Origin of the sequence: Sivoneniella epilithica UHCC 1019, assembly GCF_040830845.1 — a bacterium.
In the GTDB taxonomy this organism is placed as follows: domain Bacteria; phylum Cyanobacteriota; class Cyanobacteriia; order Leptolyngbyales; family Leptolyngbyaceae; genus ULC077BIN1.
In genome coordinates this window covers 58,024-80,546 of the sequence record NZ_JBFPDP010000007.1, presented here as the reverse complement: position 1 = coordinate 80,546, position 22,523 = coordinate 58,024, and the positions used below count along the sequence as shown (strand labels likewise).

The 22,523-nt window shown below is 46.6% G+C and carries 22 protein-coding genes; 7 read left to right on the top strand and 15 right to left on the bottom strand.

Annotated elements, in window-relative coordinates:
• Window positions 1-7: 7 nt before the first annotated feature.
• Both AB3R30_RS06640 and AB3R30_RS06635 read left to right on the top strand, forming a co-directional pair.
• Window positions 8-799, top strand: coding sequence for an ABC transporter permease (locus AB3R30_RS06640; protein ID WP_458648370.1), 792 nt, complete (start codon window positions 8-10; stop codon window positions 797-799).
• 42 nt (window positions 800-841) lie between these two features.
• Complete coding sequence (locus AB3R30_RS06635) at window positions 842-1,747, top strand: ABC transporter ATP-binding protein (RefSeq protein ID WP_458648369.1); 906 nt, start codon at window positions 842-844, stop codon at window positions 1,745-1,747.
• 39 nt (window positions 1,748-1,786) lie between these two features.
• Here the strand turns inward: AB3R30_RS06635 and AB3R30_RS06630 are convergent, their stop codons facing one another.
• Window positions 1,787-2,626, bottom strand: a complete 840-nt coding sequence (locus AB3R30_RS06630; protein WP_458648368.1) for a prephenate/arogenate dehydrogenase — start codon at window positions 2,624-2,626, stop codon at window positions 1,787-1,789.
• A 72-nt stretch (window positions 2,627-2,698) separates the two neighbouring features.
• Between AB3R30_RS06630 and AB3R30_RS06625 the strand changes: the two genes are divergently transcribed.
• Window positions 2,699-3,109, top strand: a complete 411-nt coding sequence (locus tag AB3R30_RS06625; protein WP_458648367.1) for a hypothetical protein — start codon at window positions 2,699-2,701, stop codon at window positions 3,107-3,109.
• On the opposite strand, the gene AB3R30_RS06620 is transcribed toward AB3R30_RS06625, so the two are convergent.
• Window positions 3,106-4,044 (bottom strand): hypothetical protein, encoded by a 939-nt coding sequence (locus AB3R30_RS06620; RefSeq protein ID WP_458648366.1) that lies wholly within the window; start codon window positions 4,042-4,044, stop codon window positions 3,106-3,108. The two genes, AB3R30_RS06625 and AB3R30_RS06620, sit on opposite strands and share 4 nt — an antisense overlap.
• 121 nt (window positions 4,045-4,165) lie before the next feature.
• Window positions 4,166-5,242, bottom strand: a complete 1,077-nt coding sequence (gene acsF / locus AB3R30_RS06615; protein WP_458648365.1) for a magnesium-protoporphyrin IX monomethyl ester (oxidative) cyclase — start codon at window positions 5,240-5,242, stop codon at window positions 4,166-4,168.
• A 341-nt stretch (window positions 5,243-5,583) separates the two neighbouring features.
• On the opposite strand from acsF, the gene AB3R30_RS06610 reads away from it, so the two are divergent.
• Window positions 5,584-6,078: an NINE protein gene (locus tag AB3R30_RS06610; RefSeq protein WP_458648364.1), complete on the top strand. Its 495-nt coding sequence runs from the start codon at window positions 5,584-5,586 to the stop codon at window positions 6,076-6,078.
• 3 nt (window positions 6,079-6,081) lie between these two features.
• Here AB3R30_RS06610 and AB3R30_RS06605 read toward each other — a convergent pair whose 3' ends face one another.
• From AB3R30_RS06605 to psb32, 6 genes are all read right to left on the bottom strand, one after another.
• Window positions 6,082-6,570 carry a DUF2996 domain-containing protein gene (locus AB3R30_RS06605; protein WP_458648363.1) on the bottom strand — a complete coding sequence of 163 codons (489 nt, stop codon included), beginning with the start codon at window positions 6,568-6,570 and terminating at the stop codon, window positions 6,082-6,084.
• Window positions 6,571-6,797: 227 nt separating this feature from the next.
• Window positions 6,798-8,708, bottom strand: coding sequence for a molecular chaperone DnaK (gene dnaK / locus AB3R30_RS06600; protein WP_458648362.1), 1,911 nt, complete (start codon window positions 8,706-8,708; stop codon window positions 6,798-6,800).
• 368 nt (window positions 8,709-9,076) lie between these two features.
• On the bottom strand, window positions 9,077-9,526 hold the full coding sequence (locus AB3R30_RS06595; RefSeq protein ID WP_458648361.1) for a YlqD family protein: 450 nt from the start codon (window positions 9,524-9,526) through the stop codon (window positions 9,077-9,079).
• 134 nt (window positions 9,527-9,660) lie between these two features.
• Window positions 9,661-11,610, bottom strand: coding sequence for an AMP-dependent synthetase/ligase (locus tag AB3R30_RS06590; protein WP_458648360.1), 1,950 nt, complete (start codon window positions 11,608-11,610; stop codon window positions 9,661-9,663).
• Window positions 11,611-11,655: 45 nt separating this feature from the next.
• On the bottom strand, window positions 11,656-11,970 hold the full coding sequence (locus tag AB3R30_RS06585; RefSeq protein WP_458648359.1) for a DUF2283 domain-containing protein: 315 nt from the start codon (window positions 11,968-11,970) through the stop codon (window positions 11,656-11,658).
• Between the two features lie 147 nt (window positions 11,971-12,117).
• A complete protein-coding gene (gene psb32 / locus AB3R30_RS06580) occupies window positions 12,118-12,747 on the bottom strand; it encodes a photosystem II repair protein Psb32 (protein WP_458648358.1) in 630 nt (209 codons plus the stop codon).
• 429 nt (window positions 12,748-13,176) lie between these two features.
• Here psb32 and AB3R30_RS06575 point away from each other — a divergent pair, with 429 nt between their 5' ends.
• Window positions 13,177-13,407, top strand: coding sequence for a hypothetical protein (locus AB3R30_RS06575; protein ID WP_458648357.1), 231 nt, complete (start codon window positions 13,177-13,179; stop codon window positions 13,405-13,407).
• Between the two features lie 56 nt (window positions 13,408-13,463).
• On the opposite strand, the gene AB3R30_RS06570 is transcribed toward AB3R30_RS06575, so the two are convergent.
• The 4 genes from AB3R30_RS06570 to AB3R30_RS06555 form a co-directional block, all read right to left on the bottom strand.
• Complete coding sequence (locus tag AB3R30_RS06570) at window positions 13,464-13,835, bottom strand: helix-turn-helix domain-containing protein (RefSeq protein WP_458648356.1); 372 nt, start codon at window positions 13,833-13,835, stop codon at window positions 13,464-13,466.
• A 47-nt stretch (window positions 13,836-13,882) separates the two neighbouring features.
• A complete protein-coding gene (locus AB3R30_RS06565) occupies window positions 13,883-14,251 on the bottom strand; it encodes a type II toxin-antitoxin system VapC family toxin (RefSeq protein WP_458648355.1) in 369 nt (122 codons plus the stop codon).
• Window positions 14,248-14,460: a hypothetical protein gene (locus AB3R30_RS06560; protein ID WP_458648354.1), complete on the bottom strand. Its 213-nt coding sequence runs from the start codon at window positions 14,458-14,460 to the stop codon at window positions 14,248-14,250. The genes AB3R30_RS06565 and AB3R30_RS06560 overlap by 4 nt, the downstream gene beginning before the upstream one ends.
• A gap of 88 nt (window positions 14,461-14,548) precedes the next feature.
• A complete protein-coding gene (locus AB3R30_RS06555; protein ID WP_458648353.1) occupies window positions 14,549-16,552 on the bottom strand; it encodes a tetratricopeptide repeat protein in 2,004 nt (667 codons plus the stop codon).
• Here AB3R30_RS06555 and AB3R30_RS06550 point away from each other — a divergent pair.
• Window positions 16,531-16,896 (top strand): hypothetical protein, encoded by a 366-nt coding sequence (locus AB3R30_RS06550; RefSeq protein ID WP_458648352.1) that lies wholly within the window; start codon window positions 16,531-16,533, stop codon window positions 16,894-16,896. The genes AB3R30_RS06555 and AB3R30_RS06550 overlap by 22 nt on opposite strands.
• Window positions 16,897-17,082: 186 nt before the next feature.
• Window positions 17,083-17,502, top strand: a complete 420-nt coding sequence (locus AB3R30_RS06545) for an HHL1-like protein (RefSeq protein ID WP_458648351.1) — start codon at window positions 17,083-17,085, stop codon at window positions 17,500-17,502.
• A 171-nt stretch (window positions 17,503-17,673) separates the two neighbouring features.
• On the opposite strand, the gene AB3R30_RS06540 is transcribed toward AB3R30_RS06545, so the two are convergent.
• Both AB3R30_RS06540 and AB3R30_RS06535 read right to left on the bottom strand, forming a co-directional pair.
• Complete coding sequence (locus AB3R30_RS06540) at window positions 17,674-19,395, bottom strand: hypothetical protein (RefSeq protein ID WP_458648350.1); 1,722 nt, start codon at window positions 19,393-19,395, stop codon at window positions 17,674-17,676.
• A 20-nt stretch (window positions 19,396-19,415) separates the two neighbouring features.
• A complete protein-coding gene (locus AB3R30_RS06535) occupies window positions 19,416-22,481 on the bottom strand; it encodes a hypothetical protein (RefSeq protein ID WP_458648349.1) in 3,066 nt (1,021 codons plus the stop codon).
• Between the last annotated feature and the right edge of the window lie 42 nt (window positions 22,482-22,523).

Genomic DNA, 22,523 nt, shown 5'->3' with positions numbered 1-22,523 from the left:
TGGTTCTATGAAATATGTCTATGAAACGATCGCGATCGCCCAGCGTATCCTAACCGAACTTGGACGACGGCAGCGCAGCCTATTTTTTTGGGCAGTGTTTCCGATCGCGGTATTGGTAATGAATGGGTTGATTTTTGCAGAACGTTCCAAAACGGCGCTGCCGGAACCGTTGACCTTGGGGCAAGCCTTGGAGCGATCGGCACCTGCGACCTTAGTTGGAGCCGCGCTTTTCTTCAGTTGTTTAGGCGGTAGCGTTGCCACGGTCGTTTCAGAACGAGAGCAACGTACTTTAAAGCGATTATTCCTCAGTCCTTTAAGCGGCATCTCCTATTTTTTAGGAATTGGATTGGCACTAAGCGCGATCGCGATCGGTCAAACTATTTTGGTTGGAGTAGTGGCGATCGCCCTTGGCGCACAGTTTCAAGGCTCCCCCTTGCTTGCCGCTATGATTATTTTGCTGAGCATTCTGTCCTATGTCGGCGTGGGCTTTATTTTAGGCACTCAACTAGCCCGTCGTACCGAAGACGTGAATACTCTCGTCGCTGCGTTTGGGGTGCCCTTGCTAATTTTGGGCGGTGCCTTTGTTCCAACCTTCATCTTTCCAAAAACGCTGCTCGACTTAGCTCAGTTCAATCCCATTTATCACATGACGGAAGCTCTAACCAAAGTCTTAGCAGAAGGAAGAAATTTGTCGGAAATCGCCCCAAATTTTTGGTTCCTTGCCGTGTTTGCCATATTCATGGTTGGCGCTGGTTGGCTATCTTACCGACGTATGATCCAGGTAGAAAGAAGGCTGTAGGGGGGAGGAGAAAGTTTTGAGTTTTGAATTTACCATCTTCCTATGTTGAATATTGAGCATCTTTATAAAAGCTATGGTCGGACAGCGATTTTGGATGACTTGAATTTGTCGATCGCAACCGGGCAAATTTACGGGCTGTTGGGAGCCAATGGAGCAGGCAAAACCACCACGATCAATGTTCTTTGTAACTTGCTGAAGGCAGATAGCGGCATAGTGCAGGTGAATGGACAAGCTGTTTCCGAAAAAACGAAATATTGGATTGGTGTGGCTCCCCAAGAAACATTAGTGTATCGATCTCTGACCTGTGCGGAAAACCTTGGCTTTTTTGCCAGCTTGTATGGATTACGCGGCAAGGAAAAGACTCGACAAGTTCGCTATTGCTTAGAAGCGGTAGGCTTGGCAGATTGGGCAGCGAGCTTAGCCGAAACTCTCAGCGGCGGAATGCAGCGCCGACTCAGTTTAGCGATCGCCCTAGTGCATCAACCCAAATTGCTGATTTTGGATGAACCAACCACTGGGCTAGATGTGGAAGCCCGCTATGAGTTATGGAATCTGATTCGCCAGCTTAAAAATCAAGGCATCACGATTCTGTTGACGACGCATTTGCTGGATGAAGCGGAAAGGTTATGCGATCGCATTGGGATTCTCAAACAGGGCAGACTATTGGCAGAAGGCACTTTAACAGAACTGCGTCAATGGGTTCCTGCTCACGAAGTGGTTACGGTGCAAACGACTCAGTCGGAAGCCGCGATCGCTCGTGCAACTGAACTTGGCTTTGTTCATCGTCGTTATGGGGGCGACCTTGCCTTTTGGCTACCTCAAAGTCTGGAACTAAAGGAAATTGTGGCATTGTTTGAAACTATTCCACTCACTTCGATCGCTCGTCAGCCCGTTCGTCTAGAACATATTTACCTAGAAGTCACCCACACTAGCCATGTCCACGCCTGACACCATTCATCATCACTCTAGCCACCATCGACAAGAAATTTATGAAATAAAGTGGGGTCGGTTATGGTGAGTGGCATGCAGATCATGTTCTAGAGCGCCCCAGTCAGAGTGTTCAATCTGGTCGATCGCCTGATCAAGCTGCTCCCGATAAGCATAGAGCGATCGCACCAGTGCCTTTTGGTTGTATTTTGCCATCATCATGCCCAATTCAGGATTGCCGCCCCCCACCCGGCTAGTATCCCGAAACCCAGAGCTAGCAAGCTTTTTTGCCAATTCTAGAACCGCTTGATCCGCCTCGCCGATACAGGCAGAAATTAGACTGGCGCTAACCATTACAGGTAAATGAGAAATCCAGGCAACCGCGCGATCGTGTTCATCTGGAGAACACCGATAAACATGAGATTGCAGCGATCGTGCCAGTTCCTCTACTTGCTGCACCGCTTCCGACGGCGTAGTTTCAGCAGGCGTAAGCACATACGCACAATTGACAAATAACTTTCGCTGGGCTGCCTCGATGCCGCTTTCTGCCGTTCCTGCCATGGGGTGCCCGCCCACAAAATTCTTCCATTTAGGGGCGATCTCTTGCATTACCCATCCCTTCACAGATCCCACATCGGTCACCACGGCATCCAATGACAAATAAGGTAGAATTTCATCCATAGCAGCTTCCATTACACCCAGCGGTGTACACAAAAACACCACATCTGCCTGTCGCAAAATCTCAGGACTGACGCTAGATTGATCAGCTACACCCCGTGAGATCGCCCGTTCACAGGTTTCCGACTTGCGGCTGACTCCTAAAACACGATGCCCTTGCGATCGAAAATCTAGCCCCAACGATCCACCAATCAATCCCAGTCCGACAATGCCAATAACCATAAAGTTGTCTGGTGCGTCAACTTCTAAAATAGGACTTTCTCGATAAAATTAAGTGATTATCCAATCGCTACCATGACTTTGCTTTCCAAACAATTTCCCGGCGATTCCGCCCATTCTTTTCAACCCTCGCAGATTGTTTGTTTGGAACATGACTCTAGCCGTTTGTATGCCGAGGTGGTGCAAGTTGCCGAGCAGCGTCGGGTATGTTGGGTACGACCGTTAGCCTTAGTTACAGGAGATCTAGCGATCGCCCAGTCAGCGTTACCTGAACTGTATGATTTGCGCCAGGGATCGGATTTATTGCTGCCGATCGCTTTGTTTAGAGTGGCGATCGATACGGAAATAATGCCTGTGATAGCACATTTATATGCAGAAAACACTGCGATCGCCAGCAAAACGGGACAGACGAACCATCAGCACTTAAGCCGGTTTGTGCGGCAAGTTTGTATAGCGCATCGATCGCTTTTCGCCGCCTCATCCTAAAACATATACTCCAGCGAGATGCCAAACCGATTATCTTTTTTGTAGCGTGAGTTTTGCTTTTCTATGTCTGTTGATAGCCGCACATGTTTAGTCAGCGCATAGCCAAACGACAGCGTGAGTACCCCTACCTCATCATATTGACCCGGATCGACCCAAGTGAGCATGAAAGCCAAGTCTGCCGCACCCGTGCGGGAAGGCACCGCTTGCACCCGAAACCCCACATTTAAGCCATCGGTCGTGTAGCGCGGAGATTCTAAGTAGCGATAGCCCAACACGGGAGCAATATTAAAATAGCCGCCCAGAGGTAAGAGGTAATAGCGGAGGTCGGCTCCACCCGCTTTGCGATCGCCATTGAAAGAGGCAATATAGTTACCGCTGAGGGTCAAGCTGGTTTTGCCGATGAAAAAATCTTCTACGCCGACATTCCAGCCCAGCGCATCATTGGTGCTAGGAAAGTAGGACAGCCCCAAACGTACACGAGTCCGAAAACTCGGATCGCGTCTAATATCGTCTAAAACGTTGGGCGTTTGTTTTTCCCACTTATCCAGCACCGGACTCGCATCAGCAGGTCTAGCAGGTGGAGCTTCTAGTGCAGGCTCAGCTTGGGCAAGATCACTAGCAGAATGAGACACTTGCAAGGGCGATCGCGCGGCTGGATTGCTCTCTGTTGGATTGCTCTCTGTCCCAACATCAGGGCTTATCGTCATTTGGGGATTAAACGGGTTGTTTAAATCCTTCAGTGATTTCTCTAGCGGCTGACTCGCAGGATGTTCTGATGGGGGGTGCAAGTCTTCCTTTAAAGACACCAAAAGCTTAGAAGTAGGATTTGCTTGGGCAGTTCCAGCTAAACCAACTAGGAGGCTGGCAGCTAGACAAACGGAAGACGAAATTAAAATTGCTGGGAGTTGGGGCGATCGCCTTCTGGAACTGTTCATACAAAAAACTCTCCTCACACCTAAAACATGCGTTTCAATACACTGCCACATAAATAAAACTCTGCACCCGGAAAAAATCACAGATGCAGAGTTTTAACGATTAATCAGAGAATACTATGTTCTAGCGTACTACACCATGCGTATGAACCACATCAATGGGTTTCATAAAATACAGCTTCACAAACTGCCAGCCATTTGCCAAGTAGTAAGGCAATTTCTGAACCAGTTGCAGCGGTTTGGGTACATTGGAACGGGCGATTTGCGTCAGCTTTTCGTTGTTGCCCACGCAAACTTCCAGGCGATCGTAGAACTCTGGATTTGCCACGTCTAACATGATCGGAAAGACTCTGGCAGCCGTTTCATTGGTCTTTTCAATCACGCCCTTGTCATACTCCCGTGCATCTAACCCAAGCGCTTCATAAAAGCCCGATCGTTGGACATCATTGAGATACATCGTGCCAAACACAGAGAGCAAGAAGAAACGGCACCACAGTCGCGCTTTCCAGTCGTTTAAAAACTGAGGTTGAGCGCGCATAATCGCATCAAAGAAGTCACCATGACGGTTTTCATCTTGGCACCAGTTTTCAAAGAAGCGGAAAATTGGATAAACGCGATTTTCTGGATGCGATTCCAAATGGCGATAAATCATGATGTAGCGCCAGTAGCCAATCTTTTCAGACAAGTAGGTCGCGTAAAAAATGAACTTAGGCTGAAAAAATGTATAGCTGCGGCTCTTAGTCAAAAAGCCGAGATCAAGCTGGAGGTTGAAATCGGATAACGCCTTATTTAAAAAGCCTGCATGACGAGCTTCATCCCGCGACATTAGCTCAAAGCACTCTGCCAAAGTTGGGTTTTTGCCTTTGAGCTTGCGGCTGAGTTCTTTATACAGCAGAAAGCCAGAAAATTCAGCCGTGCAAGAGCGCTCCAAGAATTCTACAAACACCTTTCGGGTTTCGCCGTCAATGTGATCCCAAGATTGCTCAAACTCGGCATCCCGCACAAAGTGATGGCGATTATAATCTACCCGAAACTCTTCTAGAATTGCCTGTAGCTCATCTTCATTCACAGAAATATCCATTTCTGCCACTGCATCAAAATCAGTGGTATAGAAGCGAGGCGTGAGAATGGTTTCCTTTGCCGGAACTTTGATGCCGGGACGCAACTCTTCAAAACTTGGCTTTTTAAGGGAATCTACCATGAGTCGTTTTCTCTAGGTTCTGAGCTACAGAATGGTTATTTAATAATTTGATGCAAGTACTCTTTTCTACGCTAGGAGTACCCATCGGCTATAGCGATTATAGGGGATTGCCCCGAGATCGCTACGTCCATCAGTCTACCAACCCAACCTATAATTAATGACCTAAAAAATATTAAGACTTACAACACACCGTCAAACTTATCAAAACATTAGATATTAAAGCTTTCGCCCACCCAACGCACAACGCCCTAAATTCTTGCTGACTTTTCTGTCCATCTCAAATCAAAATCCTTATCATGGGAAAATGCCTTCTGCCGCACTTTTACTATGCAACGGGTTATATGAATAATGTTGCGACTTCCTATGTCCTTTGGTTGGGCTGTCTCCTCCAACTTCACGGACTTCAACGTTTATACAACGGCAAAACCTTCACCGGGCTACTCTGGCTGTTTACCTTTGGGCTGATGGGTTTTGGTCAGTTGTTTGATCTCGTGTTAGTTCCTGGCATGGTGGATGAATACAACACTAAGCTTCGAGCCAGTCAGGGAACGCTACCGGGTAGTTCAGTTCCACAACCCGCGATCGAACGGGTCATCAAAAAACCGGAAGTGATTACTGTAGTTCCTCAGCCAAGACCCGATCAACTTGCCGTAAAATTAGTCAAAGCGGCTCAAGCGCGAGGTGGCAAGCTTTCAGTCACTCAAGGGGTGATTGATACAGACGCAAGTTTCGCTGCCGTTGAAGCAACTCTACGTACTCTGGTTAAAACGGGTTATGTGGACACTTACAACGATGTCGCAACGGGCGTAGTGCTATACCACTTTAGAGAGCTATAGTCCTCAGTTTCGCACCAGCCACTTTTGAGCATTGAGGCGCTGCAAAGTCCAAAACACTAGCAGCCCTAAATCGGATTTGCGTTCATCAATCCGAAAAGACTCTAAGGTGCTGGCTTTGCCGCCGCTTTCAGCATAGGAAAATCCTTTCTTACCATTGATGGTTTCATCAAAAAAGTAAAGGTTAAATTCGCGGGTTTGCTTGTAGCCGCTACTCCAAACCCCGACTACTTGCCAGCAGTCTGGCGATTGGCTAAAGCCGATGACATCAATCTTTTTCTTTTCAAGGGACAGTTCTACTCCTTGAATGCTTTGGCTTTCGAGTCCTGCTTTAAGTGCCGGGAGGAAATCTTGCTGAATAAAGTCAGGAAACGGCTTGTCTTCCAGTGCAGGTGGTTTTTCTTTTTTGGCTTTTGCTTCAGGTTTTGCGCCAGCGATCGCTGGCTCTTTAACTGGCTCTGGAGTAGCTGAATCTGGAGTCGTTTCTTCTGGCATGAGTTGGCTCAATCCTTTTTCAAAGACTTAACAGCAGTGGGGAAAAGTCGCTAAGCATCGTTTGCTTACTGCCTGATTCTACTGGAATTCAAGGTCAGTGAACTATCAAGGATTACTGTATCTAGGCATTAAAGAAATCAATGGGTGAATGGATTTTCTCAAAAAGGGCTGATCAGCCCTTTTTGTTGATGAACTGCTCCAAACTCAACCGACTATGATACAGGGCTTTATTTGCTTTCGGTGAAGTCAGCATCAATCACATCCTCTTCAGTACCCGTGGAGGAACTAGCTCCAGCATCAGCATCAGGAGTTTCTGCACCCGGAGCCGTTGCGCCATCGGCTTGCTGATAAATGCTGCTACCAATGGTATATAGAGTTTGCTGAAGTTCAGTGGTGAGGGTTTTGATGCGATCGCTATCGTCTTGGGCGATCGCGTCCCTGAGATCTTTAATCAACCCTTCAACCTTTGTTTTGTCATCATCAGAAACTTTGTCACCGAGTTCGGCAAGCTGCTTCTCTGCCTGATAACACAGGGAGTCTGCCTGGTTTTTCAGGTCAATTTTTTCACGGCGTTCCTTGTCTGCCGTAGCATTTTGCTCAGCTTCACGCACCATGCGCTCCACATCATCCTTGGGTAGCGTGGAAGCGCCGGTAATGCTGATCGATTGCTCTTTACCAGTGCCCTTGTCTTTGGCGGTGACTTGCAAAATACCGTTGGCATCAATGTCAAAAATTACCTCAATCTGAGGAATGCCACGGGGAGCCGAAGGAATGCCATCTAAACGGAAGGTTCCCAAGCTCTTGTTATCGTTCGACATCTCCCGTTCACCTTGCAAAACGTGAATTTCCACGTTGCTTTGACCATCCACTGCCGTTGAGAAGACCTCAGATTTTTTGGTAGGAATGGTGGTGTTGCGAGGAATAATTTTGGTCATCACGCCGCCCAAGGTTTCGACCCCCAGGGAAAGTGGGCTAACGTCGAGCAGCAAAATGTCTTTCACTTCGCCTGCCAATACACCTGCTTGAATGGCTGCGCCAACCGCAACCACTTCATCAGGGTTAACAGTCTGGTTAGGTTCTTTGTCTAAAATACGTTTAACCAGTTCCAAAATGGAGGGAATGCGAGTAGAGCCGCCCACCATCACCACTTCATCAATGCTTTCTTTACCCAACTTGGCATCCCGCAGCGAGTTTTCTACGGGAATCCGGCAGCGATCGATTAAATCGGCACAAAGTTCTTCAAATTTGCCACGGGTCAGCGTAGTATCCAGATGTTTGGGACCATCTTGAGTTGCAGTGATGAAAGGCAAGTTGATTTCTGCCTGAGTGACGCTGGATAGCTCAATCTTGGCTTTTTCGGCAGCTTCAGTCAGGCGTTGCAGAGCTTGCTTGTCCTTACGGAGGTCAATTCCTTCAGATTTGCGGAATTCGTCTGCCAGATAATCTACGATTTTTTTATCAAAGTCGTCGCCGCCTAGGTGAGTGTCACCGTAGGTCGCCAGCACTTCAAACACGCCATCGCCCACTTCTAGGATAGACACGTCAAAGGTGCCGCCGCCCAAGTCAAACACAAGGATAGTTTCGTTGCTCTTTCTATCCAAGCCGTATGCCAGCGAAGCAGCGGTGGGTTCATTAATGATCCGTAAAACTTCTAAGCCAGCGATTTTTCCGGCATCTTTGGTTGCTTGGCGCTGGGAGTCGTTGAAGTAAGCAGGAACAGTAATTACGGCTTGGGTGACATCTGAACCTAAATATTTACTAGCATCCTCTTTCAGCTTACGAAGCACTTCAGCGGAGATTTGCTCTGGGGCAAACTGCTCACCTTTAGCAACGCAATCAATTTTGACGTTACCGTTGACATTCACAACTTTGTAGGAAACTTCAGTTAGCTCATTGGCAACTTCATCGAACCGACGACCAATAAACCGTTTTACTGAATAAAAAGTATTTTCAGGATTCATCACGGCTTGGCGTTTGGCAATTTGACCCACCAAGCGATCGCCATTTTTTGCAAAAGCGACTACAGAAGGCGTAGTTCGGAAGCCTTCCGCATTCGCAATAACAGTGGGTTTGCCACCTTCCATCACCGCTACACACGAATTTGTTGTACCTAAGTCAATTCCGACGACTTTTGCCATTGCTACTTCGGCTCCATCAACTACTGCGAGAGATTAAAAATATCTAAGGGGCTGTTCACTTGTCACAATTGATAATCATGAGAAGACCCGGAAATCATCGTTTATTAATCGATTTCTCCCATAGCTCAGCACTCCTCCTTCCATAGTCGTCTCAATTATGGTTTCTGATGAAGGAGTATTTACCGTACCTAGTGGGGCGGTTGTAGCATTCTGAGTTTTGAGTTTTGACACCACGATAAACTACCCCACCAGAAGGGGGCAGGTGCGCCTCGGTTACACTTGCAAGCGGGTTTATGGAGGGACAGCAATCATGGGGGAAGTCAGTTTATGACTTGCTATCCTCCCTGTCTAGAAGAAAATAGCTCTGGTTAAACCATACCTCGAATTTCTTCAACCATGCCATCACGCAGCAGCAGTTCAACCTGCATTTTTTCAATCAAGTTATCTCCCAACTCAACCCGAAAAACGCTATCGATTTGTCCTTGGTTGACTTCTTGATCCATCTCTAAAACTTGAACTTGCTGAAGCTGTTGCAAAACCTGATTTTTTTGCTCCAGTAATTCGCTTTTCTTCTGATTAACTTGTCCTTGAATGCTTTCAATTTGCTGATTGCCTTCAGAACCAGGCAGTTGCAAACTTTGTTTTTGAATCTCAGAAATCATTCGCTGCGCCTGCATTTCAAGCTGTTGAAGCTGATTATCTATCTGATTAATTTGGTCTTGCAGTTGTTGCTGCGCCTCTTCTTTCCAGCGGGGCGTAACAATCGCTTTTACATTAACAGAACGCTTTAGAATTAATTGAGAGGGTGAGACATCCATAAAACGCTTCATTAAAGGTCAAGAGAAAAAGATGTTTAGGTGAAAAGAGCTTTACACGTATGAGCAGGCAGAAGTAGCCCAACAATCATCGTTTAGCCAGCCGTACAATGCCTATTGAGCAGGACATTATGGAATCAAACAAACATCTCGTTAATCATACCCTGGTAGCGATCCATCACAACATTTCGCCGAATTTTTAGAGTTTGGGTCAACAATCCATTGTCGATCGCAAATGGTTCAGATATCAGACGAAATGGTCCAATGCGATCGTCCGGGCGAAATCCGGGGCGGTTTTTGACTTCACGATTGAGTTCCTGCCGGATCAAATCTTGCACTAGCTTACTGTCCAAGGTTAATAGCTTCTCGGAGCCTTGACTTTTACTCTCCAAGTCTGCCGTTTGTAGCGTATATCCTTGTGCCGCTGCCCACTTTTCCAAGGCATCTATATTGGGAACAATCAGCGCCCCTAACACCTTTTGGTCTTGCCCCACTAGCATCATCTGATCTAAGTAAGCACTCCGCAGACAAGCATCTTCAATCGGCTGCGGCTCAATGTTTTCGCCATTGGTTAGAACGATCGTATCTTTGGCGCGTCCAGAAATAATCAAATCGCCTTGATCTGACATCCAGCCGAGATCGCCCGTATCAAACCAACCCTCTGCATCGATCGCTTTTTGGGTTGCCTTGGGATTTTGATAATAGCCCTGCATCACTTGAGGTCCACGCAGCAGCACCAGACCTTGTTGACCCATCGCCACAGGTTGGCGTGTTTCGGGGTTAACAATCCGCGTTTCCGTTTGAACTAACGACTGCCCATCGGCACCCCGCAGGTTGCGATTGGGGCGACGGACATGGGTAATCGGTGAGGTTTCGGTCAGCCCATAGCCACCCAAAATCTCCAGACTAACAATTTCAAAGAAATCTTCCAGATGTTCGGCAATGGAACCACCGCCGCTGACGAAATACTTGACTTCTCCCCCTACGCCGTCTCGAATTTTTTTATACACTAAGCGATCGCCCAGAGCGTGCAAAATTCCAAAGGGGACAATCTGGATCAGTGCCGTTACTCGATCTAGGGTAGATGGATTGAGATTTTCCAGATCTAACCCTTGCAACGTGCGACGCGCCCGGATGAAGCGATCGCTAGCCTGTAAAAAGAACTGAACAAGCTTCTGTTTTTTCGCAGGTTGATCTCGGAATTGCTTTTGCACCCCTTCACAAATCGATTCCCACAGGCGAGGGACTGCCACCATATAGTGCGGCTTAAAATCCTTCAAATCCTTTTTCACATGGCGAATGTTGGTGTATGCCTGAGTAGCACCATGCCCAAAAATGAAGTATTCAAACGTCCGTTCATAGCAGTGCCATACGGGCAAAATGCTCAGAACCCGCTCTCTTGGCTGTACCCGCACAACCCGACCTGCCCCATCCACTTGCGAGAGTAAATTACCATGGCTCAACATTACGCCTTTGGGTTTGCCAGAGGTGCCAGAAGTATACATCAGCGTTGCTAAATCATCTCGCTGGGTAGACAGTGGCAGCAGTGTTTGCCCAATACCCAGTTCTAAGAGTTGGGGAAAATTCAAGATTTTCAGCCGCTCATCTTCGTCGGGCGTTTCGTCGGATAGCAACACGATCGCCTGAATAGGGAGATCATATAGGCGATCGCCCAACTTTTTAAAGGTGGCATAATCTTCTGCTACCAGAAACGTCGCACCGCTATTTTCCAAAATAAACAGCAACTCATCTGTGTCTGCTTGGGAGCCGCGCACCGCATTCACCGCACCCGCTGTCATAATGCCTTGATCGGCAATCAGCCACCGGGGGCTATTGTCAGAAAACAAGCCAATGCGATCGCCTACTTTTACCCCTAACGCCTGCAATCCAGCGGCAAATTCCTGCATTTGCTGATGGAGCGCCGTATAAGTCAGGGTGACGGGCGGCACACTATGAAAATCTTGCACTGCAACAATTGTGCTGAAGCGCTGGGCAGAGATCGCCCACATTGCCGGAATCGATGGCACTGCATTGTAATCAAAGGGTTGAGAAGATTGAGTCATGGAAGGCGCACTAGAACGGCTCATACGTGGCTCCTGCATTGGCAAAGAAAAGCTGCTGAAACCATTATCTCAGCTATCTTGATTTAACTCTAGTCCACGATCGCCTTCCAACGGTTGGGTTGGGCGGCTGCCAGTACTCATTGCAGGAAATGGTTCGCCTGTGAGTAAGTGATCATAGCGTTCTGGCTCAGAATCGGGCACTTTCGCCAGGACTGCATCATCCGAAATAAATTTCTTGAAATCTAGAATTTCAATTAAAACTAGCTTTTCATAATCAGAGTAATGTAGAATCACCTGCCCATCGTCTTCTGCATAAGCGATCGGCTCATTGGATAGCTCAACTAGCAAAGCATCAACATCTTGACTGTAGCTAATCTTTTTCATATCGGCTTCGCCTCCCTGGATAGAGCGTGATAATGAGAATAAACGATTCATATTCTCGATAGACCACTCGTAAAACCAATTTCTCATTCAATCTTTTCTGGGCAATCAGCTTATCTTCTAACGTTTTACTCCGGTTTTAGCTTCTACTTAACGGGAACCCATGTATTGATAAAAGTAGTAGGTTGCCATGGGAATAATAGTTGCAGCAGCGAGGAAGCCAATCACCCAAACGGTGGCATTACTTTCTTTCGTTTTTTCGGGCGTGGCAAACGTGCCTTCTACCATCACAGTATCTTTTACCGCCGGAGGACCTGGATCGGCTTGACCCGAAAGCACGGCAACTAAGCGATCGCCTGCACCCAGAAACGCCTGATTATATTTGTTGCCTTCTTTCAGGGGAATCAAAACGGTTTCCTGAGCGATACTCGTGGCGATCGCGTCGGGCATCACTGATTTCACCTTTTCTCCCGTGCGAATTCCAGTATTATTCGTCACATTATCAATCACCAGCAACGTTTGGTTTGCTTGCTCTTCCGCCGTAGGAAACCACCGCTTAAACAGCTTGTCGGTAAATCCCTCGATCGTCTCTTCATAATCCAATCGGTGAATGGTGACAATGCGAGTTTCCAAACCAGACTGAGCGGCTATCTCAGAGAAAGTAGTGCTGAGTTTACCCTCAGTATTGCGACTCAGGATTTCAGCCTTGTCAATCACCCAGGTATCCTCTGGCAAGTCAGGAATTTCATATAAACTGGTCGCGCTAGCTGGCAATGTCATCAGTTGTGTGACGAGCAAAATTAGCAAGACTGATAGACACAGCCGCTGAAATGTAAGTCGTAAGAAATTCTTTGCAACTATCAGCAATGAAAAGAGGTTGAGGAGCCGACTCATATCAATATTTGTAGCAACATTATCTTCTTCAAATACTACGCTTATCTATCCCGATAGGCAATTCAATCGATCGCCAGTGTCACATAGTACGGGCTTACTTGAGTTTTTGGAAGATAAGCGCATTTCCCCGATTTTAAGCAGTTGTGCAACTTTAAAGGCTAAATCCTCCAAGCGCTGAAAAGCCGACTGCTCAAATCCCGCGATCGCTCCTCTCAAAAAACTCCTAACTTCGCGATTAACGGCTGTATGTTCCCTGGTTCGACCTGTTGGGCGATCGCATACTGACAGCATCAGCCCCAAACCAAGGAAGTTAGGATGAAAAACTTTTATCACCAGGACTGGCTGCTCAGATTTGCCAGCAAAGTATTCAAATATTTTCTGCTGAGTCTGTTTGGCTTGCTCATTGCTTTCCTGTTTTTCGGCATCGTCGGATTCATGCCACTGATCACCCTATTGATGGCGTTACTTGAACAGTACTTCATGAAATTTGCCATTATCGTTCTCTGCATCGTCGGTGTAGCGGTGGTGATGGAATCCATTCAATAGCTGTTTTCAATTTTGCATTGATCTTCTCTCACCTGTTTTATTACACACTGACTTACTCAGGCAAAGGAAGCAGCAGGAGATAGATGGAAAAATGAAGCGAGTTCTTGAATTTGCTCCTCTGTCAGTTGGCTTTTATAATCCAGAATTTCTAAAATGGCAGACTCGTTTCCCAAAATGGAAACTAAATCATTGGGTTGAAGATTGGATTCTTCCATCAAGGCTTTGAGCAGTTCAGCGCCTTTGAGTTTGGGCATTGGCTCATGGTGTTCTTCATAGTCATAGACCAACATTCCTAATACTTTTAGATAATCGCGATCGTCCTGGGTCAGCTTACCCCGATCGATGATTAAATGAATTCGAGCTTGGGTTGCTGTTAGCTTCGCATCATTTGCGATCGAACGTGGTGGAAATTCATTCAGAAGTTGCATGTAATAGCTGCTAGGAGTTTTTAAACTAGTCGTCTGAAAGAGAGCATTCATTTGATGGGTAATGATTGTGTTTGTAGTATAGGAATGCTGGATAACTTGAGATCATTCGTTAATAAGAGTGCCTTGAGAGACTGGGCTGTTGCTGAAATAATCGCATCAGGCAATTTCAGTCGATATTGTTTGCGAAGATCGATCGCCATTTTTTTAATTGGCTCATCAATGGCAACAATCAGCAGTTGAGCCAAAAAGCTACATATTTGTTGTTCTTCTGCTTGACTAAGATTGGGATAGGAAAGTAATTCCATCTCAGTGATTATGGAAACATGATATAAACCATCGGGCAAGGGATCTGTTAAGCGTCCACCCAGGTAATACAGAGCGATATTTGTATCAAGCACCATTAGAGAATGATTCATTCCCATTCATCTCTAATTTGCTGTTGATAGTCTAGAGGATCGACCGTAAGTTGAATCACACCCGCATAAGCAGCCAATGCAGATGGTGTATCTTGCTGTTGGTAGTTTTCCAGAATTTTTTCAATTGCCTGCCAATCTTGATAGTCAATCAGAACTGCAACAGGACGCATCGATTCATCAGTAACAATTTGCTTTTTAATCGGTTTCATTATTATTTTCAAATTAAGTTCCACTGATTAACTTGAGTTTTAAGCCGAAGACTCAGCCAATTTCATATTCATCACTTCCCTTCATCTTTCATTTTTCATTTTTCATTGATCTCCTCACTCTCTCCACCTGCTTCGGCGCTTCCATTTCACTAAATACCCGAATCGCTTCTTGAAAATTTTCTTGGCTTTTCTCATCTTCATCCATTGCTTGAAAGGTCAATCCAAGTTGATAATAAGCTTCAGCTAAATCATGTCTAGCTCCTATCTGGTCTGCTAACTTAACTGAATCAAAATGATACAAAATTGCCTGTTGAAAGTTGCCCTGTTTTCTATAAATTTCTGCTAAACTATAAGTAGCTCTTATTTTGACTTGAGTAAAATCTGTTTCTTCAGCAAGAGAGAGTACTTTTCGATATATTCTAAAAGACTTTTTAAGTTCTTCTAGGTTGCTGTATGCCTTGCCAAGAAAAAAAAGTCTATATTCCGTGACCCATCTAGGTAGGTCACCCTGAAAGATCTCCTCATAAAGCTTTTCAGATATCTGAAAAGCCTCTTTAGTTAAACCTAGACAAGAGTTTAGAAAAGCCAAATAGAACAAAATAATCTTATTGACATCAAAATCACAATAAATAGACCAACTCTTATCTCTAAAAAGAGAATTTCCATCTTCAAAAATCCTTGCAGCTTCATGAAGATCCCCAAGAAATATTCTGCAAATTCCAATATTGAAGAAAGAATGCATTTCTGTTAATTTAAGTTTTTCAAGAAAACTATCTTCAGCAAGATTTTGACAATTCGGAGATGATTTAGCTATTGCCTCTGAAGCAATTATTTTTGATTGATCGTAATGTTTTATGGCTTCATGTAAATCGCCAAGAGATGAATATAAATCTCCTAAAATAGAGTAAATTAGTGCAAGAGAAGAACTAGACAAGATATTCTGTGCAACCAGTTTTATAGTGGTAATTGCCTGACTACACATTCCAATTTTATGAAATATTCGACCGAGAGATTCAGTACTTCCAAATCTAGAGTATTTGGCTCTTCTCTCTTCTAAAATTGCAGCACTAGCTTTTTCAAAATCACTAATTTCTATGTAAAAATAACAAGCTTCAAATGCTTTTCGAGCATCCTGTAATGTCTCAAATGTACTTACAGACATTACCCAAAATTCTGCTGCTTTGCGATTTGCTGTTTCCCAATCTTGCCTTACTCTTAACTGACTAATCGCCTCTGCTCTGATCACTGGATGCAACCAAAATTCTCCATTTTTACAATCAACCAGTGAGCGGTCTTGCAAGGATTTAATTACTCGGCGATGGCGATTTTCTGAGATGTCCCACAGTAGACAACATAGCCCTTCTATGGGCACGGTTGGCACATCTTGATAGCGATAACAACCCATGCGGCAGAGCAGATTGTAGGCATCTGGATCAAGCTGTTGTAGGCGATTGAATTGGTGCGTCACCAAGTCTTCTAAATCGCGCTCAATCAGCAAATCGTTTTGGTTTGCCTGCCAGTATGCCTCTGTTTCTCCAGAGAAATCTTCCAAAATCACGCCGCTGATTAGATCCATCGCTTTGGCATTGCCACCATAGGCATGATGCAAAGCCGCTAGAGCGCTCTCACTCGCATTGGAAGAGAGGGGCGTAAGTTGAATGCTGCGGCTTTGGAAGAACTGCGACCAAGCTTGCAGATCCAAACTTTTCAGTCCGTAATGGTGAACTGTAATCGCAGGCTCTCGCAGGCGTTCTCGACTGGTGATCAGCGTCAGGGATTGCACGGTCGGATCATTCAAAACGCGCAGCAGTTCTAAATATCGGCGGTGGGCTTCGATGAATTTACCGGTGGAATCTAAGGCAGGTTCCAGGTTGTCAATCAAAATGCCAATGCGATCGCTTTGCAGTTTACGCTTGAGCCGATCGAGGGACACCAAAAATTCGCGCCCTGGTTCTTCGCCCAGTTGTCGCAGCTTTTCTTCAATCAGCCCTTCAATTGAAGCGATATCCTTGGTTTCCTTGGCGATCGGAAACTCCAGGTAGGAGCCAAATTCTTGCTGGAGATATTTTCGTGCCAGGGTGGTTTTGCCCACGCCGCCCCGCGCCTGAATCACAATCAGGTTTGCCTTCCGGCTCACCAGCGCGGTCAGATCGGCGATCGCGCCCTCCCGTCCAACAAAATTCGGATCAGCCTGTGCCGCTGGTGGTGGAGCCGCTGGGCTATGGTCGCTATCGGTCAGGGTTAAGCCAAAGGTTTCAAAGCAACGGGCGATCGTTCGTTTATCGGAGCCGTTGCCATCCAAAACGTTTTTTACGGTTTCAGGATCTAGCCCAGTCAACTCGCCCAACTTTTCCAGCGTATACTTGCAGCCTGAGTTCTCTTCGTTTTCGTGCGATCGCACTCGTTCCCGTAACTGCTTCAGTCCATCGGGGGTGAGAACACGGGCGCGATTCCGCCGGGGTGCATTCATAGAGTTTGAATTAATTCATGCTGCCACTTCTGCTATTTTGACGGACTTTGCAGAAAAATAGGAAATAGTCAGGAATTGGGCGCGATCTCGAAGGTCGCTAAAGGTGTAAACTTTTATTAAACATTTTAATAAACAGAAGGAAAGCATCATTTATGAGTAATGGGTTTGGTCAGCCAAAACAGCCCAAGAAACCTTCAAAAAGTGCTGATGTGCGCGGGGAAGCGGCTCAGCAGTACGACAAGATGAAGGCAGATGGTTTGCCAGAATTCAATATTTTTATTCGGATTAAAGATAAAAAAACTTGGTATCCAGTCGGGTCGCTGGCTGTGAGTCGGCTGAACAAGATTAATCATGCGATCGCCCAACAGGAATCTGAACTATTACAAGGTGCGTTTCGGCTGTTTCCCGTGCTTAAAAAGCATCAGCAATTTTTGGAATATGGCTATCAGTTAAAACAGTTTCCTGATGAGCCGATTCAACTCGCAGAGCTTCCTCAACCGGGTAAAGGCAACTTTTTCGAGCAGCTTAAAGACCGCTTTTCTGGATTATTGAAAGATAGTCGGCGTTGCTGAATTGATCTATGAACGCCTAAATGTGCCCTCACCCTAGCCCTCTCCCAACGGGCGAGGGAATAAGATTTCTAGCTCCCTTCTCCTTGGGGAGAAGGGTTGGGGATGAGGGAAATCATAGCTGCAATCAGCAACGCCAGATAGTCAATGTTGACGTTTGATCTACTGCATTTATTATTTACTGCGCTCTACTTTCTTAATTCCAACGGTCAAGGGGTTTTCGAGAGTTTGATGAGTCTTGGCAAGAATGGTTTGTAGATGATGCCACAGGCGATCGCGCTGTTGTGGATTGAGTCGATAGTGGCGATCGTGGCAAGAAAAGAGTGGAGCCGCTGTCAATGCTTGATAATCAGCGTTTTGGCTGGATTCTAGTGTGAACAGTTTCGTGGCTTTGGAGGGCACTAGTCCAGTGGGTAGCTGTCCATCCAAAAAGCCGATCAGGGTAGATTTACAGGCGGCAACGTTCACGCCGCGCTGCTCTAATCGCTGCAAAATTTGGTTCGCTGACAAGGCTTCGGTTGCTTGAATTGGCACTGTTAGCAACTTTCGCAGTAAAAAATAATCGCTGTATTGATGCCGAATGCTGTCTAGTATTTGAGGAAAGCATGGCAGCAACGCGAGTCCTTTGGCAACGCGATCGCGTGTAGGAGCGCTGTTTGAGTCAGCCACATCTTGTACAGTCTGCGCTTGAGAAAACTTTTGTTGGAGCCATTGGGCGATCGCAGGAATGGCACCCGTTCCGCCCGTACAGACGACTCGCTGGATCTGATTTGGGGTGATTCCCGCTTGGCTCAATAGCAAATTCAGTTCTCGATTAAGCTGCTGTAAGTAAGGAGACAGCACCCAACTATAAAAATCTTCATACTCGAGGGCTGTTTGAGAACTGCCGGCGATCGCTCCAACATCCTGCTGACATAGAATCGGCTTAATTTTCCTAACGGCATTTAATCGTTTTTGCCCGTGAAGGCTTCCTTCTAAATGCTGCTGTAAGACACGGCGAGCTTCCAAATCGGGTTCACCCGGTAAGGGCAAATCTAAAGGTTCTAACCTTAAATCGTCCCAATCGCTGCCCATGGGATAGAGTAGTTGGCAAATAATATCTTGATCGATCGCGTTTCCTGCATACGGAAGGCGACGCTGCTGCACCTCGGCACGGGTTAAATTAACTCCTACTTGAGCCATCCGTATGAGTGCAAGTTCTGTGGTGGTGGCTCCAGCGCTGACGACAAGTATCCCTCCATTTAGGGTCGTGACAGGGGACTGCAAAATGGTGGTTCCTGTACCAGTTGTTTCCATACTAGGCAGGGTACTCGGCTGATGCAGTTCTGCGAGCAGGGCAGCAACCCCTTCCTCAAGCAAAAAAATGTTGTCTGGTTGACTAACTAATCCGGCTGCCAACACCGCCTCTCGGATGTTGAACCGATAGGCATCTGATGCGCCCATGGGTTGATTTACCACGATACCTGCAAGCTGTTGGAGCGCCAATTGAAAAGCTGAATTATCCAGCCCTTCTGCCGTGCAACTCCAGCTAGAATCAGCCGATCTCAAAGTCGCTAGTAGGGTCATTAACTGGTGCTGAACCTGGATTAGGGGGCTATGTTGATCAGGCGATCGCACAATCAGCGGTTCCCATTGCTGCGTGATGGGTGAGAAATAAGGAATCGCGCTGTTGAAATAGGGCTTGAAACTGGGCAATTCAGACGGGAGCGCCGACCACGATAACTGATCGTGTGGCGTATTTTTCACCCACGCGATCGCGGAGTGTTGGCGTGTCTCTAGATTAAATAAGCTAGCAGATACTGCGGTTGTGCCAATATCAATGCCCAAATACCAAGGCGATCGCGCTGTGCTGCCCCCCTCCTTTACAGGAAAGCGACCCAAGGTTTCTTCATCCAAATCCTTTGGGACGCTTGCGGTTAGAGCGCCTTTTTTTTTTCCTTACCCTGTTCGTTCAGAGTAGAAGGATGTAGCGCAGTAGGCTTACCTAACAAACTTTCAAAGGCTTCATCTAACCCCAAATCAATCGGGGTATTAGATGGATTTTCTGACAAAGAGTCAGTTAGGGTATTGCTAGTATTCTCTTCTGGTTCTAGATGATTGAGTGGGTCTGGCTTGATAGGTGTTGATTCCTCAACGGATTGCTTTCCATGGTTCGGTTTGAAGGGCGAAATTTCCTTTGTGGCTGGGCGCGATGCAGGCGATTCCGTGACCTGAACCGAAGGAGCATCACTAAAAAGGTCATCCATGCCTTCTAAGGTGAAGGGTAGGGTTGTACCAACAGGTGGGGAGCTACTAGGATCAGCGTCAAATAAATCCTGCATTCCTAAGGAAGATAGAGAGGGATCAGAGAGATCAAGGGGCTGGGGCGCAGGGGGTAAAGGCACTGACCTAATGTCTGGGGCATCTCCAAATAAGTCATCCATGCCTTCTAGAGTAAAAGGCGCAGAACCATCATCTACGGCTTTGGGTGGGGCAGTGTTGCTTGTATGGTGTTCAGGATCGCTCTGAGTTTCCTGAAGTGAAAGAGTGGGTAGACTTGAACTCACAGCAGGGGGCAGGGGGGCAGGGCTAATGTTAGGAGCATCATCGAACAGGGTGCCAAATTCTTCAATGGTCAGGTCAGCGCTGAGGTTGGTGCTGAGGTCGGCGCGATCGCTGGACGAGAGTTCAAATAATGGTTCAATGGGCTGTACTTCTTGGGTATCTTCCAAAAATAGGGCAAACTCGTCTAAGGATGGCACATCATCGGTAGCGAGATCGTCGGATTGCCAGGGGGTGGGGGCTTCTACGTTAGACAAATCTTCACTCAGGCTGCTGAGGGTCACATCATCCAAGTTAAAACTAACGGTGTCGGTTTCATGGAACGCATCGGGCAAAAGATTTTCATCCAGCGCCGCACGAGTAAATTGATCGTCTCTTCCTTCTAAGGCAAACTCAGAGTCAGGTAAACCAATCGTGAGAGCATCTGATTGTACCAATTCAGGAGGATTAGCCATCGGTGCAGCACTTGGCGGCGAAGCACCATCACGAGCGATCGCGGGTGGATCTGTTGCGGGTGGATCAGTGGGGGTAGATTGCGCCAATTCAGGAGGAAGATCTTCAAATAAATCGGTTAAGGAGCCGATGCTATCGGGTTTTGAAAATAAGGGATCTAGATCCGTGAGTAATGATTCTGCTTCAGCAGTGAGGGGAAATGGCTCTAAAGATTGAGCCACACTTGAAACATCATCAAACAAGCTAGCGGGTAGCTCCGTGATGAATGTTGATTCTGTTTTGGCTTCTTCTAGAAAAAGTTCGGGTAACTCCAAGTCGCCACCGCTGGACTCAAACGTAAGATCAGCCAAAGCCGCTAACTGCTCAATGTTGTCCAGTTCGCTCTTAGGTTCAGCCGCTTTAGGCTGGGTGACTGCTGAAGATAAGTCATTAGATAGGTCGTTGAGAAACGCGATCGCCTCTGGTTTAGCAAGATCAGTCTGCTCAGTAGCGCTATCTCCAAACAAACTTTGATAGAACTCGTCTTGTTCCACTGAACTATCTTCTACTGGCAGCGTGAAGGAAGCGAGAGGAACGTTTAGTTCACTGTCTACTTTTTCTAGAACTACTTCTTCTAGAAATTTGAAGTCATCATTATTTGACTCGGTAGTATCTGCATCTGTCACAGGCTGAGATACAGGTTCAGGCGCAGATAAACCAAAGGCTGCGATCGCAGCATCACTCAGAGATGAAAAATCTACTTCGGCTTGTGCAGGGGCTGAATCGTTCAATGGAATATCAACCAGACTGTTAACATCCAGACTTGAAACGAGTTCTGTACCCTCAAAATTGGCACTATCTGTCGATCTCAACCAAAACTCCAAAGCTGCATCTAAGCTGCTGTCTTGATCCCCGATAGACCCGATCAGGTCAGTAGTAGATAAATCAGTTGCCAAAACTTCCATGCCGGGATAGGGAAAATTTGGGCTAGAATTGGGGGCGATCGACAGGCTAGAGATTGATGGGTTGGCGATCGCTTGACGAGCAGTCGATTCCAAAAGTGGCTCAGGAGTAGAGCTAAAAGTCTCTCTGCGGTCTGGATTTACCGCTTTGGGGTCTACCGCAGCTTGCCCTTGAGCTAACGAGAGTAAGTAAGATGATGCTTCCTGATTCAACTGTTGCGCTAACTCTTTAATCAGCGTTTTAAACGCTACTTCGCTTTGTTGCCCCATGGTATGCATTCGTTCTAGCCCTTGGGTCAGCGATGCTTGATAGGCTTGAATATTGCGCTGGAGTGATTCAAAAACAAGATTGAGCGTGGAATCTAGGTTCACTAGCATCTGGTCGGAGCGCGATCGCAATGCTTGTAATTGCTCATATTGAGGATTAGCAAGCGCACTTAGCGACGGTTCGCCCAAGTTGCTAGCCTTTGCCCGATAGGAAAGTGCCTGAGCTTGAACATTGCCTAAAGCCTGCCCAATTTGCTGAGACAAACTCTCTTGTAGTCGACTCATCAGCACTTGAACCAGGTCATCAGCAAACTGTTGCGAGTTTGGAGAATAATTGGGAGAAAGCTGGGCAAACGTCTGATTTTGCCGTTCAGTTTCTAAGTGATTCACTTCTTGGGTTAGCAACTCTCGCCGCTGCCGCAAATTCTCTAGATCCGCTTGCATGGGCTGCATAACGCTTGCCCGCAGATAGCTCATCTCTTGCAAAATGGTTTGCATCATTTGTTGAGCATCTAACCCAGGCGATCGCGACCCAGAAACACCCGTTGGATAAAACTCTGGCGGATACCCGATAGGTACAGCATAAGTGACTCCTTGCCGCTGCTCGTCCACAGGCAACTGCTGCTGAAGCACCACTAAATAATTCCGAACACGCTCCAAAACCTGCCGCTGTTGAGCAATCTCTCCAGACATGACCCACGGCAAACGAGAATTTGCCTTTTGTAAGACACTGTCAATTTCAGCAATTAAGGCTTGGATTTGATCCTTCTGAGAAGTCACAATATAGCCCCTGACTAATAAACGAGGAAAGAGAATGAAAGG